Origin of the sequence: Kribbella sp. NBC_01505, assembly GCF_045040285.1 — a bacterium.
Lineage (GTDB): Bacteria > Actinomycetota > Actinomycetes > Propionibacteriales > Kribbellaceae > Kribbella.
On record NZ_CP109425.1, the window covers coordinates 1,363,190 to 1,377,237 of the forward strand.

Here is a 14,048-nt window from a genome sequence, read left to right on the forward strand (position 1 = left end):
GGGTCAGCCCAGGTTCAGTACGGCTTCGAGGCCGACCGTCACTCCGGTGAGAGTCGGTACGGCGCGAAGCGAGGTGAGCACACCCGGCATCAGGGACTCGCGGGTGACCGAGTCGTAGCGCAGCCTGAGGATTTCGCCGTCGACACCGAACAGCACCTCTTGCGACGACATGAACCCGCGGACCCGGACCGCGTGCACACTGACTCCCTCGATCCGCCCGCCGCGCACCCCATGCGGGTCGAGGTAGGTGGCATCGGGTGACGGGGCGCAGCCCGCTTCGGCGCGAGCGCGACCGATCAGCTCGGCCGTGTGCTGCGCCGTTCCCGAGGGCGCGTCCACCTTGCCGGGGTGGTGCATCTCGATGATCTCGACGGACTCGAAGAACGGGGCGGCCTGGGTGGCGAACTTGGTCATCAGCACCGCACTGACCGAGAAGTTCGGCACGACGAACACGCTGACGTCGTCATGGTCGACCAGCGCGTCGCGGATCTGATCCACCGCCCGCTCGTCGAAGCCGGACGTCCCCACCACCACGTGAAGCCCTTGCTTGATGCACCACTGGACCTGCTCGTGGGCGACATCCGGCGGCGAGAACACGAGCACGACATCGGCGTTCTGGTCGACGATGTCCTGCACGTCGTCGTCGATGTCGATCTCGGCGACCACGGTCAGATCGGAGCTGGCCTCGATCGCGCGGACCGACGCCACACCCATGCGCCCGCGCGCCCCCACCACAGCAATTCGACTCATATGGATAGCCTAACCTAACTTCGTCGCCCGGTTCCAGTGTCCTGGATCTCACCAGGCCGGCTCAGGCCAGGCGCGAAGACAGCTGATCGTCCGCCCCGGGCACCGGCTCGGCGAGGTCGTTGCCCAAGGCAATAATGCGGTTGCGGCCGTCGACGTGGACGACCTTGGGCTCGTAGCCGACCAGTTCGGCGTCCTCGGCCAGCAGGAACGACATGATGATCACCAGGTCGCCGGGGTGGATCAGATGGGCCGCCGCACCGTTGATGCAGATCTCACCGCCGCCGGCGGGCCCGTTGATGATGTAGGTCTCGAGACGGGCCCCGTTGGTGATGTCGACAACCTGCACCTTCTCGCCCTCGATCAGGCCCGCGGCCCGCGCGAGATCTACATCGAGCGTCAGCGAACCCACGTAGTGCAGGTCCGCCTGGGTGACAGTGGCGCGGTGGATCTTTCCGCCCAGGACCTCGCGAAGCATGTCCGGCTCCTTAGATGTTGGATGGCGTGGGTGCTGCGGGATTCAGTTGTGCGTCTCGTACCGCGCGATGTGATCGCGGAGTGACTTCGGCCGGATATCGGTCCAGTGCCGGTCGATCCAGTCGAGCACTTCCTGGCGCGGCCTGCCGCCGGATTCGCCGTACGCGATGCTCCAACCGGCCGGGACCGGCTTGAACGTCGGCCACAACGAGTGCTGCTCCTCGCCATTGACCAGCGCGTAGAACGAACCGTTGTCGTCGTCGAACGGGTTCTGGGCCATCAGTACTGCTCCTCGCTGTTCCTGGATCCCCGCGGCGCGGACAGCAGGGACGATAGCACCAACTTAGGCAAGCCTCACTTAAGTCTCGGCGGGCCGATCGCCACTCAGGCGAGCGAGCCCGCGCGCCGCCCGATCACCATGCCCGCGGTCAGGCCGGCACCTGTCGGGTAGTTCCCGCTGAAGAGCCCGCCGAGCGTTTCACCGCACGCAAAAAGCCCAGGGATGAGCTCCCCCGACCGATCAAGCACCCGGCCGTCAACGTCACCGCGAAGACCACCGAAGGTGAAGCTGATGCCACAGGTCACCGGATACGCGTAGTACGGCGGCCCCTCGATCGCCGAGGCCCAGTTGCTCTTGACGGGATCCACCGACGCGCTGCGGCCGTCCTTGATCGTCGGATCGAGCGGACGACTGGTGTCGATCGAGGAGTTGAACTCCCGGACCGTCTGCACGAATCCATCGACGTCGACGCCCATGGCCGCGGCAAGCTCTTCGAGACTGTCGGCGACCAGCGGGATGATCCCGGGCATCTCGTACTCGTACGCCCCCAGCATCGAGCGCGACTTCGCATCGAAGACCTGGAACGCCACCGAACCCGGCTGTTCGAGGATCACCTTGCCGTACTTCGCGTACGTGTAGTTGCGAAAGTCCGCACCTTCGTCGAGGAAGCGTTCCCCCCGGCGATTGACCACGATGCCGAGCGGATACCCGTACCGGCTGAGCCGGTTCGTCAAGGCACGATTGCTCTCGTTCTCGGGAAACGACCCGTCCCACGGAACACTGTGGCAGGTCGACCAGTCGCCGCCACGATCCGCACCGATCTCCAGCGCCGCACTGATCAGGTCACCAGTGTTGTACGGCGTGCCACGCACCTTCGCGTGCTGCCAACCGTCTCCCAGGTAACGCTGACGCCATTCCGCATTCGCCTCGAACCCGCCACTGGCGATCACCACCGACTCCGCCGGCAGATCCTCGTTACCTATTCGAACGCCAACGACCGAACCACCTTCAGTCATCAGCCCAGTGACCGAGCAGTCGTAACGCACCTCGACTCCGAGTCGTGCCGCGACCTGCTCATGGACCGACATCAGCCCGGGCCCGCCATCGACGTTGCTCACATGCGATCCACCCCAGAACAAGAAGGTCCCATCGGGTCCCTCGTGAGCTTGCCGCTCGTACATCAACTGGAATCGCAGTCCCAAGGCATGCAGCCAACGGACAGCGTCACGAGAGCCTTCGACGACAGCCTCGGCAAGCTCCTTGTCACCGCGCCCTTCGGTGACCCGCTCCAGATCAGCCAGGAACTCGACCGCCGAGTACGGCGGGACCTCGGTCCGCGCGTGCCGCTCATCAGGCTCGAGCACCTCGATCAGGTCATCGAGCCCGTCGTGCACCATCCGAGTCGAACCCAGCGTGTAATAGCTGTTCCCACCGGCGTGCGCCCGCGGCGCCTTCTCCAGCAACACAACGCGCCGCCCACGCTCGGCCGCCGCATGGGCCGCGCAGTAACCAGCGTTCCCGCCGCCCACCACCACAACGTCCGGACCGCGCATGTCCACATCCCCCTCCAACACCCAACCGGCGACCCTTAGCTTAGCCTTGCCTAAATTGGAGGACGTGTTCTGGCCCACTGCCGCCACGGGGAAAAGACGAAAGCCCGGACCTGATGGTCCGGGCTTTCGTGAAAGTAGCGGGGGCAGGATTTGAACCTGCGACCTCTGGGTTATGAGCCCAGCGAGCTACCGAGCTGCTCCACCCCGCGCCGCTTCCTTACGTTCGTAAGTCTAGGCGATGCCCGGTGCGCAACCAAATCCGGTCCTGACGGCGATCCGAACGACGAAGCCCGTCATGAACCGCGCCTCATCAGGTCGGCTGCGAGGACATGTTTGCAAGGACCTCGACTGCCCTTGTGTTTGCCGTACCAGGGGCAGGTGCACCGGTCGCCGTCGGCCGTGCGGCGCACGACGTGCTCGGTGTCGCCGCTGCGAACGTAGGCGGTGTCGCCTTCGAGGCGTACGGCGCCCGCGTCGACCAAGGCGGTCGCATCGCGCAGGCGGGGGTGCATGGTGGCAAGGCGCTCCGCGTCATAGGGCAGTTCGCGGTGGAAGTAGGCGCCCTCGGCCGCGTCGTACCCGACTCTGCCGGCTGCGCCGAGGCGTCCGAGCGCGCGCGTGACGCGCTCCGCCGCGAGGCCCGATTCGGCGGAGAGTCGTGGAATGTCGATCCGTGGTTCGAAAGCCAGCATGGCCGAGACGAGGTCCGCATCGTCGGCCGATTGCTCGTCGGCCAGGTCCCAGAGCACTCCCCCTTCGCCGGAGAAGCCTCTGCTGGATTCGGGGCTGAGGGCGAGCACGAGTCGAGCGTCGTCGAGCTGGAGTTCCCAGACTCCGGTCGCGCCTTGCGGGTCGTGTGGAGCGGCGTACGCACGGAGGGATCGGGCGAACCTGAGCAGCGGTTCGAGTGGCTTGAGACGCTCGGGCCCTGACAGTGATACGGCGTCGGGTGCCGGGCGCGTGGTGATGCGCAGGCCGCGGCCCGCCGGGACCACCCAGACCGCCTTGCGGCTGCCGGCACTCGGCAGGCTTCGGATGAATCGTCTGGCTTCGGAGGCAGCGACGTCGAAGGCCGGGGTGACCGTGGCGACGGCGAGCTGAACCTCGGCGAAGCCCTTGAGCCAGCGCTCGGGAAGCGGGACCCTCTTCTCCACGACCTCTGCGTCGAGGGTGCGGACGATGACGTCCTCACCGACTTGGAGGTGGAGCGGTTCGAGGTCACCGACGCGGGCGAGTGCGTCGCGCATCGGCGGGTTGAAGTCGACGTTGGTCGTCCCGGTGTCGAGCAGCGCGCCGTCGAGGCTTCCTGGCAGCGCGTCGTACCGGGCGTAGACACCACAACACGCCGAGAAGCTCTCGAACCGGAGCCGATCGCCGTTGCTGGTGACGACCGGGTCAGCCGCTCGCAGGATCGCGGCGACCATCCCGGGTGGCGTGTAGAAGCGGGTGCGAGCGACCTTGGCCACCGCGAGCAACGCGGCTGCGGATTGCTCGGGGTGTCCGAGGAAGCCATCGAAGAAGACAGGGTGCGCGGCGTGGCCGGTTGCGGTGCGGCCCCCGCTGGTGGCGAGCATCATGTCGGCCCGTCCGTCACCGAAGGTCAGCGTCGAAGGGCGGACATAGCTGTACGTCTGCTCCTCGGTGGTTGCGGCCATGGTCGAAACCTATCCGAGCAGGAGCCGCGCGGTCTTGGCTGCAGCCGAACTCCCCGCGAAACCGCCGAGCCACTGCGCCAACGCCGGATCGGTAACCCGACGGTCCAGACGGATCAGTTCGTCCCGGAGCAGGTCGAGAAGCTTGTTGAGGCCGTGATGGTCGGCGGACAGATGCGGCAGGAGATGGGTCAGCAGGTCCACCGTCACGGCAGCGCCTCCGGGCGCCCGGGCCACAGATGCCAGAGACTCCACCCATCGGTTGGCCGGCCATGCCTCGGCGTAGCGCGCCATGACCGAGGCCACCTCATCAACTGGGATGCGACCGGACACCACCAGGTCGAGGAAGGCGTCGACGGCGTGGAGCCGGTGGTCTCGCTGTGTTGCCGAGATGCCGGCCGCGAGTGTGGCTGCTGCCAGCTCTCCCATGCGGCCGGAGTGTCGTGCCAGGGCATCGAGGGTTCGTGGCACGTCGTGGGTGGTCTCGGTCCAATTCGGGGACTCCAGGACGGGCAGGCAGGTAAGGGACAGAAAGTGTTCGGCGTCGTGAGGCCAGATGGCCGCCAGGGTCGGGATCCAGTCGCCGAGAAACCGGCCGGCGGCGCCGCCCCTCCGGTCGGAGGGTTGGGCCTTCAGCTCGGTCGGCTGGTCGTCGGTGGGCCGGTCGGTGTTTGCGGTGGTGATGGCGAACCTGGCGTACCAAGACCGGCGGTCGCGTCCGTTCTCCTGCCAGGTGTGCGTTTTGATCTCACCACTCAGTTGCGGAGCATCGGCGCGGTAGGGCATCCGAGAGCGTTCGGCGGCGATCCACCATGCTGCGGGTCCCTCCCGCCGGGTCGGTTCCACACCATCCAGTGCGAAGCGGACCGCGGCCGGCAGACTGCCGGCGGCGCGAGCGGCCGCTTCGCGTCCGTCGAGGGCGAGGCGGAGCAGCCCTGCGATGAGGTCATGGTGCCGCGGGTTGGGGTTCTGAGTCAGGCGTTCGACGAAAGCCATGGGCCTGACCCAGCCACCCGGAAGGTCGGGGGTAGCCAGCAACGGGGCGCCGGAGGTGCGGACTTCGGATATCCGTCGCGCGACGAATCGCTGGGCCGGGTGGTCCGGGACCGCGGGCGGGGCCGGGTCGCCAAGGACGTCCAGGACGAGTCGTGCCACTTGGCCGGGCAACCACGAGTCGCCGAGGTCTGTTCGTGGGCCTCGCGCGACGACGGCCTTGGCCCGCTTTCTCAAAGGTTCGAGTACGTCCTCGGCTCCGCCTGTGGCTAGGCAGGCCAGGACCGCTTCGAGTTCACCTGCGTCCGACGCATCCTCCAGCAGTGCAGCCGCACGCTCGGCCAAGTCGGTTGTCGAGACGGGCGCCGGTACTGGCGCCAGGCTCTGAGCATGTGGAACCTCGTTCTCCTGTCCGGCCTCGGCCTGCAGTCCGAGCTCGTGCCGCACACTTGGGGTGAGATCTTCCACGGCAGCCAGTACCCCGTCGGCTTCGCCGAGGTCGGCGAGGAGCTTGGCGGCTGCTCGCTGGACGTCAGAATGCGGGTGTCCAAGCGCAGCGCGCGCCACCACGCCAACCGAGCCGGAGAATTCGGCTCGTCCGACGCGGGCCAGTGCGAGGGCAGCAACCGCTGTCCCCTTGGCCTTCACAAGAGTGACGGGCGGTAGAGCCTCGAGGGTTGCCTCGATGTCGAGAAGGCCCGCCTTCTGGACTCGGGCCAGTTGCTTGAGGGCGAACGCGACTGTGGATGGAGCAGCGGAGCTGAGCAATCGACGCAGATCCGTCTGCGAGCCGGCAGTCTCCTCGGCGGTGGGCTCCAACGCCAGGTAAGTGGCCGAATACCAACTCGCCCGGTAGATGGCGAAGTCCCTGCCCAGGGCATGTAGACAGGCGGCGATGACTTGGGCACGGTCGAGAGTTCGGTCCGAGGTCAGCTCCAGAAAGGTCTTACGCCAGTCGTCTCTGCCGAAGCGATCGACGTTGGTCAGGCTGACTTCCCCGCCGCCTTCGACCTCGAAAACCCGCCACAGGGCGCGCTCGACCAGGTCAGGGTCGGCGCGCAGCTTGTCGGGCTTGTCTGAGCCGAGCCCGCTGACCATGGCCAGCACATAGGTCTCGTCCACATCGGGTTGGACCAGCCCGAGCCGCTCCAGCAGACGAACTCGCAGGAAGCGCTCGCGTGACCAGGACGTTGTGGATGCCTCGCGCAACTCTCGGGTGACCAGCCCATCCAGCCACCGCGGCTTCGAAGCGCCGGCGGCGCTGCTACCGGCGGCGACCGCCGCCAGCGCCCGGTCGATCACGTCGAGCAGCGCATGGTCCTTCTGCCAGGCGAACTCGTAGGTGGCATTCAGCGCCTCATCGGCGCCGGAGGCGAGCAGCCCGAAGAGCGTTGCCGGCGTCACGCCGACGAGCGAGGTGTACGGCGGCAGCTCGCCCATCGGTTCTCCTGACCTGGCGAAGCCCTCCCCCGCCGTGGCCTTGAGTATCCCGTGTCCCGACAAGCTCAAGCCACCGGCTCGAGCCGCCACGCATGACGAAGCCCCCGACCAGATCTTCATCTGATCGGGGGCTCCTTCTAGTAGCGGGGGCAGGATTTGAACCTGCGACCTCTGGGTTATGAGCCCAGCGAGCTACCGAGCTGCTCCACCCCGCGCCGCTTCCTTACAAGTAGAAGTCTAGGGGAAGGCCGGTGCGCAACCATCTCGGCCCCTGTCGAGACCTCATGGGATCCTTGCTGGTCGCCGAACTGTCTGGAGTGCACGTGAGCGAGCAGATGACTCCGTTGGCCGCTACCGAAGGTCGACGGAACCGCCCATCGGAGGTGAGTGGGTTTGCCGCGTTCTTCGGTGTGGTGACGGTTGTCAACTACCTCTATCTACCCGCCGCCGGGTTGCTGAGCGCCTGCTGCGCCCTGGTGGCCATCGTCGCCGGCCACCTCGGCCGCCGCCGGGCTCAACGCCTCGACGGCCGGGGCCGGTGGATGGCCTTGGCCGGGCTCGTCACCGGCTGGTTGATGCTTGTCGTCAACCTCCTCGCCGTCCTCGCGTACTTCGGCCTGGTCGTCGGGCTCACCCTGCTGATCGACAAGCTGAACTGAACCGGGCTTGCACCAGCAAATAGCCTTACGTCCGTAAGATCGCGGCTGGGCCCGATTCACGACAATTCGGAATGAGCTGAGGACGCAGTGACGGACGCACAACCTGCTGAGGCGCCTGGTAGGCAGAACGACATTCGGCTGCATCCGGTAACAGCAGCCGACCTCGCGCTCCTTGCGCGTCTGCACAACACCTGGCCCGCGACCGGCTCCGCCTTCGAATGGTTCGGGTTCACCGATCCCGCCCGGACCCAGCGCCAGTGGGCACAGGACGGACTGCTCAGCGCGGATTCGGGCAGGCTGATGGTCCTACGGGGCGAGGAGTCCGTAGGATTTGTCAGCTGGCGCTCGACACCCTTCGGCCCGCTGAACCGCGGCTGGAACATCGGCATCGGCCTGGCGCCCGAAGTACAGGGCATGGGGATCGGCACCCGCGCCCAGCGACTCCTGGTCGAGTACCTGTTCGACCATACCGAGGTGCATCGGATCGATGCTCAGACCAACATCCTGAACATCGCCGAGCAGCGCGCCCTGGAGAAAGCCGGGTTCGTCCGTGAAGGAATCCTCAGAGGCGCCCAGTTCCGCAGCGGCACTTACCACGACATGGTCTCGTACAGCATTCTTCGCAGCGACCTCCCGAACTGAACCTCGGGAAAGCAGAAGGCCCTCTCATCAGCACTTCCTGATGAGAGGGCCTTCGTGAAAGTAGCGGGGGCAGGATTTGAACCTGCGACCTCTGGGTTATGAGCCCAGCGAGCTACCGAGCTGCTCCACCCCGCGCCGCTTCCTTACAAGTAGAAGTCTAGGGGAAGGCCGGTGCGCAACCAAATCAGTTATTGGTTGCCCGAAAAGCCGTGTCGCGCGGGCGGCTGCTCGGCGTACCGTCCAGGCATGTACCGACTCGACATCCGACCGTTCGAAGCAACGGATCTGCAGGCAGCGGCAGGCCTCTTGGCGGAGCGGCATCGAGATCATCGCAAGCGGCAGCCCTTGCTGTCGGCGCGCTACGAGGATCCGCAGCGCGCGCTCGCCGAGGTGACGGCCATCTGGGAATCCGACGGCGCATCGGGCGCTGTGCTGCGTGACGGCGCCGAGGTGACCGGCTACCTGCTCGGGGCCCCGAAGAAGTCACCGGTGTGGGGGCCGAACATCTGGGTGGAGGCGGCCGGGCATGCGGTGCGGCAGGCTGAGCACATCAGAGACCTGTACGGCGCGGCCGCGACCAAGTGGGTCGAGGACGGACGGATCGCGCACTACACGCTCGTTCCGGACGACGCCGAACTGCTCGACGCGTGGTTCCGGCTCGCCTTCGGGTCGCAGCAGGCACACGCGATCCGGCCCGTTCCCGAGACACCGATTCCGGCGCCTTCCGGGTTGACCGTACGGCGTGCTGTTCGTGATGATCTCCCCGCTCTCGCGCGGCTGGAGCTCGCGTTGCCGCAGCATCAAGGTCTGTCGCCGGTGTTCTCCGCCGGCACGCTCCCGACACTGCAGGAGGCTCTGGACGAGTGGGAAGAGGACTTCGACGATCCGGACTACGTCACTTTTGTGGCCGAGAGCAACGGTCAGGTGATCGGATCGTCGGTGGGTACGTCGATCGAGAAGGGCAGCACGCACAGCGGTCTGTCGCAGCCGGACAACGCAGGCTTCCTCTCGTTCGCCTCGGTGTTTCCCGAGGCCCGCGGCCTGGGCGCCGGGCGGGCCTTGGGCGAAGCTGTGCTGAACTGGTCGGCCGAGGTCGGCTACGTGTCGGTCGTGACCGACTGGCGGGTGACGAACCTGCTGTCGTCGCGGGCCTGGCCGGCGCTCGGCTTCGAGCGGACCTTCCACCGTTTGCACCGCCTGATCGGGTACTGATCCCGCCGAGTTGTCCACAGATCTGGAATCGGCGGTCGCGATGGACCGCGAGCAGTGCATCTTCTTGGGCAAGAGGCGCCACGCGAAGGAGTGCGGCGCCGAGGTGACCCAGGAGGCAATCATGTTGCGATCGTCGGTTCGTTCCCGAGTCGTGCCACAGCTGAGCCGTATTGTGAGCGGGACTGCGGTGGTCCTCGCATCCTTGGGTGTCTGGACGACCGCCACCGCGGCGGCCGTCGGATCCTCGGCGCCGCACACCGCGGCCCCACCATCGATCGAGCAAAGGGCACGCACCGTGGACGGCTTCGTGATCGAGCATCTCCCCGGCGGCATCGGGACGCCGAGCGACTTCGAGTACGAGTGGGAGGACGTGGTCTTCCACAGCCGGGTCTGGGAGACCGGACCGGATCCCGAGGGCGCGTTCAAGGTCGACCTGACCGTCAAGACCCTGCGCGGTGCGAAGCTCACCGATCTCGAGGCGCTGAAGACCTTCCTCGTCGAGTACGAGGAGAAGGATCCAGTCGCCTGGGAGCTGCGGCCGGTCAAGATCGGCGAGTACGACGGCCTCGCCGCGGCGGACGAGGTGTTCTACTTCGTCTCCCCCGGGCTGGCCGCGGAGGTCTCGCTCGACCGCGCCCGGTTCACCGAGGACGACCTGATCGGGACGGCCACGGGCTTCCACCCGGAGAGCTGATCCGGCGCCTTGGGCAACGACGGATCGGTGTCGTAGGCAACTAAAAGGGCGGCGACCCCGGCCGTAGCCGGTGTCACCGCCCTCGTGAGCCTTACCGCGCGAAGGTCAGCCTGTGGGTGACGTCGGCGGACTGGTCGGTGTGCTCGACGGCGTTGCCGAGGGTGTCGGCGTCGGTGTCGGCGTCGGGGCAGAACCGGCGGCCGCGGCCCGGTCGACCGCTGCCTTCATCTTGTCGATCTCCCGCGCGTAGCCGGCCAGATCACCGGCCTTCAGCGCGGCCTGTGCGGCGGTGTACGCCGCCTGGGCCTCGGCCAGTGCCTGCTTGATCGTCTGGTTGGCCGGCGGCTGGTTCGTGGGCGGCTTGCCGCCCGGGTCCTCACCGGTGTCGACGGTGGTGTTGAACACCTTGGTCAGCGCCTCTTGCAGAGTCGATCCGTAGGCGACCCGATCACCGAAGGAGACCAGGACGTAGCGCAGTACCGGATAGCTACCCGGACCGCTGGTCCGCACCGAGTAGACGGGCTGCACGTAGAGCAGACCACCACCGAGCGGCAGCGTGAGCAGGTTTCCGAACTGTGCTCGCGCACCACTGTTCGGCTGGTTGAGCGGGAGCAGCGCCGTTCTGATCCCCTCGTCGGTCTGGAACTTGTTGAAGACCTGTCCAGGACCGGGGATCTGCACGTTGCCGGGCAATCGGAGGATCCGGAACTTTCCGTAGTCCTTCGAGGTCGCCTCGGCATCGACCGCCATGAACGCGGTGAGGTTCTCCCGCTCCGCGTTCGGCACGTACACCGATGTCAGCGAGAACTTCGGTTCCGGCTGGTCGGGCATCCGCAGCGACAGATAGAACGGAGGCTGGTTGCTTTGAACACTCGAGTCACTGCTCGTCGAGACCGCCGTCGGGTCCGCCGGGACGCGCCACAGGTCGCTGTTCTGGTACCAGGTGGTCGAGTCCGTCACGTGGTACTTGGCCAGCAGGTCGCGCTGGACCTTGAACATGTCCTCCGGGTAGCGCAGGTGGGACATCAGGTCCGGCGAGATGTCGGAGCGTGGCTTGACGGTGTTCGGGAAGGCCTTCATCCAGGTCTTCAGCACCGGGTCGCTCTCGTCCCAGGCATACAGCTCGACCGAGCCGTCGTAGGCGTTGACGACCGCCTTGACCGAGTTCCGGATGTAGTTGATGTCCTCGCTCGGCTGCTGCGCGATCGTGCCCCGGCCGGTGGTGGTGTCCCGGGTGCTGGCGTCGAGCGCCACCTTCTGCGCGTAGGGATAGTTCGCCGAGGTGGTGTAGCCGTCGACGATCCAGACGACCTGACCGTCGACGATCGCCGGGTACGGGTCACCGTCCGGCGTCAGCCACGGGGCAGCCTTCTCGACGCGCTGACGCGGCGTGCGGTCGTAGAGGATCTTCGAGTCGGGGTTCACCCGGCTGGACAGCAACAGGTTCGCGTCGCGGAACTTGGTGGCGTAGAGCAACCGGTTGCCGAAGCTGCCGATGCTGACGCCGCCCTTGCCCTCATACGTGTTCAGCGTCGGGTCGCCGCCGACCTTGCCTTCCGGCGTGTCCAGCTCGACCGCCTGACCGCCCTTCGGGCCACCGACGATCGAGTAGTCCGGCGACTGCTCGCCGAAGTAGATCCGCGGCTCGTAGTCACCGAGCTGACCGACCGGCGGCAGGTCCTTCTCCGACCAGACCGGCGTTCCGTCGGCGGCGCGCTGGTTGCCGTTGGCAGCCACCACGCCGTAGCCGTGGGTGTAGACGGTGTGGTCGTTGTTCCAGTTGCGCTGACCGGCGGGCAGCCGGTCGATCTGCACCTCGCGGACCGCGATCACGGTGTCGGCGGTCTTGTTGCCGATCTTGTAGCGGTCGACGTCCAGATCGGTCGGGAACGAGTAGAAACCACGCACCTGCTGCAACTGCTCGAAGGTCGGGCCGACAACACTCGGGTCGATCAGACGGATACCGGGCAGCACCTCGGCGTCCTGAGTCAGCTCCGACGGCGTCGCCGTCGTCTTCGCCTCGTAGTTGGTCACCTCGGTGCCCTCGAGGCCGTAGGCCTGCCGGGTCGCGGCGATGTTCTTGTCGATGTACTGCGCTTCCTTGACCGGCTCGCTCGGGCGGACGCGCAACTGCTGCAGCGCGGCCGGCCAGAGTGCACCGAGAAGGATCGCCGACAGGATCAGCACGACCGTGCCCACCCCGGGCAGCAGCCACGTCTTGCGGACGACGTTCGCGAAGAACAGGCCGGCGCACAGCACCGCTATGACGGCCAGGATCTCCTTACTGGGCAGGACTGCGTTGTCGCCGGTGTAGGAGATACCGGTGAACAGCCGGGTCTTGCCGGTGGTCAGGCCGTAGCGGTCGAGCCAGTAGCTGAAGGCCTTCAGCAGGACCAGCAGACCCAGCAAAACCGAGAACTGCACCTGCGCCGCACCCGAGGCCTTCTGGCCCTTCGCGGACGGGCGGAAGCCGCCGTACAGGTAGTGGGTGATGATGGCGGCGACCAGCGAGAGCAGCACGATCGAGTAGCCGAAGCCGAGCAGGACGCGCAGCCACGGGTAGTCGAAGACGAAGAACGCGATGTCCTTGTTGAAGTGCTGGTCGGTGACACCGAACGGGGTCCGGTTCCGCCAGGCCAGGAAGATTTTCCACTCACCCGAGGCGGCCGAACCGCCGAAGACCAGCATCAGCGCCGCGACCACTCCGATCGCGATCTTGCCGCGCTGCTGGAGCAGGTCGCCGTAGCGCTCGAAGCCGGGGCTCGGCGACGGTGCGAGCGCGACCCGCGGCCGGGTCCGGAACGCGACCACCACGTTCGCGACGACCGCGGCCGCCATCAGCACACCGACCGCGACGAACAGCAGCACACGGGTGCCCAGGACGGTGCTGAACACCGAACCGAGATCCACCGAGCGATACCACAGGCGGGTGGTCCAGACGTCGGTGAAGACGCTGAACAGGATCAGCAGCACGATCAGGGTCGCGATCGTCGGGAGCAACGCCCGGGGGCGCCGCCCCGGTGTTCGCGCCCGGCGCGGCTCGTCCGGCATGTCGTAGACGCCGTCGCTCATGGTCGATTCTCCTCGTCGTCACTGCTGCCGCCGACCCCAGGACCCGCGCCCGCGAAACCACCGGGAGAGGGTTCGAATGTCAATGACAGTACTTCGCACAGCGTGGGGACCAAGTCGGTGCCGGTCAGTACGGCGCTGTCCTCGTCGTGGGAGCGCAGCCGGACCGCGCCGAAGCGGTCGCCTTCGCGCAGGACGGCCGCGACCATCCGGACCTCGTGGCGGCGTGGATCACTGCCTGCCATCCGGGCGAGCTCGGCGTCGGCATCGGCGCTCGACAGTCCGGCCTCGGCGGCCGCCGGGAGAACGATGCGCTCGATCGCGAGCGCACAACCGCTGACGCCGTCGGGCCACTCGATCCGGGCCAGCGCGTCGGCCAGATGCTCGTCCTCGAGTGCACCGGGCAGCTCGCCCTGGGCCACCGGAGTCAGCGGCTGCGACATGTCGTCGGCCCCCAGCTCGGCGGCCAGCTGGGGCTCGGCCCGGAGCAGCTCCTCGGTGGGGACCAGCGCGAACAGCTGCGCGGGCTGGTCCCAGCCCGCGCCGCTCACGTGCTTCTCGATCTCGATCACCGCTCGGCTGAGCGCGTCAGAGGGCAGCATGCCTACGGATTCCATACCGCCAGATCTC

At 67.0% G+C, this 14,048-nt stretch carries 12 protein-coding genes and 3 tRNA genes; 4 read left to right on the forward strand and 11 right to left on the reverse strand.

The features are described 5' to 3' along the window. Window positions 1–3 precede the first annotated feature (3 nt). The 8 genes from dapB to OG474_RS06060 all read right to left on the reverse strand — a co-directional run bounded on the left by dapB (window position 4) and on the right by OG474_RS06060 (window position 7,357). Complete coding sequence (gene dapB, locus OG474_RS06025; protein WP_405061199.1) at window positions 4–750, reverse strand: 4-hydroxy-tetrahydrodipicolinate reductase; 747 nt, start codon at window positions 748–750, stop codon at window positions 4–6. A gap of 61 nt (window positions 751–811) precedes the next feature. Beyond that, window positions 812–1,225: an aspartate 1-decarboxylase gene (panD, locus tag OG474_RS06030; protein WP_405061201.1), complete on the reverse strand. Its 414-nt coding sequence runs from the start codon at window positions 1,223–1,225 to the stop codon at window positions 812–814. 42 nt (window positions 1,226–1,267) lie between these two features. Further along, window positions 1,268–1,504 carry an MbtH family protein gene (locus OG474_RS06035; protein WP_405061202.1) on the reverse strand — a complete coding sequence of 79 codons (237 nt, stop codon included), beginning with the start codon at window positions 1,502–1,504 and terminating at the stop codon, window positions 1,268–1,270. A 104-nt stretch (window positions 1,505–1,608) separates the two neighbouring features. Further along, complete coding sequence (tcuA, locus tag OG474_RS06040) at window positions 1,609–3,057, reverse strand: FAD-dependent tricarballylate dehydrogenase TcuA (RefSeq protein ID WP_405061203.1); 1,449 nt, start codon at window positions 3,055–3,057, stop codon at window positions 1,609–1,611. Window positions 3,058–3,192: 135 nt separating this feature from the next. Continuing rightward, a tRNA-Met gene (locus tag OG474_RS06045) sits at window positions 3,193–3,266 on the reverse strand. A gap of 84 nt (window positions 3,267–3,350) precedes the next feature. Further along, entirely contained in the window at window positions 3,351–4,712 is a 1,362-nt protein-coding gene (locus OG474_RS06050) for an SWIM zinc finger family protein (protein WP_405061204.1), read from the reverse strand. Window positions 4,713–4,721: 9 nt separating this feature from the next. Beyond that, window positions 4,722–7,142, reverse strand: a complete 2,421-nt coding sequence (locus OG474_RS06055; protein ID WP_405061205.1) for a DUF6493 family protein — start codon at window positions 7,140–7,142, stop codon at window positions 4,722–4,724. A 141-nt stretch (window positions 7,143–7,283) separates the two neighbouring features. After that, window positions 7,284–7,357, reverse strand: a tRNA-Met gene (locus tag OG474_RS06060). 69 nt (window positions 7,358–7,426) lie between these two features. Between OG474_RS06060 and OG474_RS06065 the strand changes: the two genes are divergently transcribed. Both OG474_RS06065 and OG474_RS06070 read left to right on the forward strand, forming a co-directional pair. Then, window positions 7,427–7,801 carry a DUF4190 domain-containing protein gene (locus tag OG474_RS06065; protein ID WP_405061206.1) on the forward strand — a complete coding sequence of 125 codons (375 nt, stop codon included), beginning with the start codon at window positions 7,427–7,429 and terminating at the stop codon, window positions 7,799–7,801. An 87-nt stretch (window positions 7,802–7,888) separates the two neighbouring features. Further along, entirely contained in the window at window positions 7,889–8,443 is a 555-nt protein-coding gene (locus OG474_RS06070; RefSeq protein WP_405061207.1) for a GNAT family N-acetyltransferase, read from the forward strand. Between the two features lie 61 nt (window positions 8,444–8,504). Here OG474_RS06070 and OG474_RS06075 read toward each other — a convergent pair. Beyond that, window positions 8,505–8,578, reverse strand: a tRNA-Met gene (locus tag OG474_RS06075). Between the two features lie 111 nt (window positions 8,579–8,689). On the opposite strand from OG474_RS06075, the gene OG474_RS06080 reads away from it, so the two are divergent. Continuing rightward, window positions 8,690–9,655 (forward strand): GNAT family N-acetyltransferase, encoded by a 966-nt coding sequence (locus OG474_RS06080; protein ID WP_405061208.1) that lies wholly within the window; start codon window positions 8,690–8,692, stop codon window positions 9,653–9,655. A 121-nt stretch (window positions 9,656–9,776) separates the two neighbouring features. After that, window positions 9,777–10,349, forward strand: a complete 573-nt coding sequence (locus OG474_RS06085) for a hypothetical protein (protein ID WP_405061209.1) — start codon at window positions 9,777–9,779, stop codon at window positions 10,347–10,349. Window positions 10,350–10,454: 105 nt separating this feature from the next. Here OG474_RS06085 and OG474_RS06090 read toward each other — a convergent pair whose 3' ends face one another. Together OG474_RS06090 and OG474_RS06095 are read right to left on the reverse strand one after the other, a co-directional pair. Beyond that, entirely contained in the window at window positions 10,455–13,421 is a 2,967-nt protein-coding gene (locus tag OG474_RS06090; RefSeq protein WP_405061210.1) for a UPF0182 family protein, read from the reverse strand. Continuing rightward, entirely contained in the window at window positions 13,418–14,035 is a 618-nt protein-coding gene (locus OG474_RS06095; protein ID WP_405061211.1) for a PPA1309 family protein, read from the reverse strand. The genes OG474_RS06090 and OG474_RS06095 overlap by 4 nt, the downstream gene beginning before the upstream one ends. Window positions 14,036–14,048 lie beyond the last annotated feature (13 nt).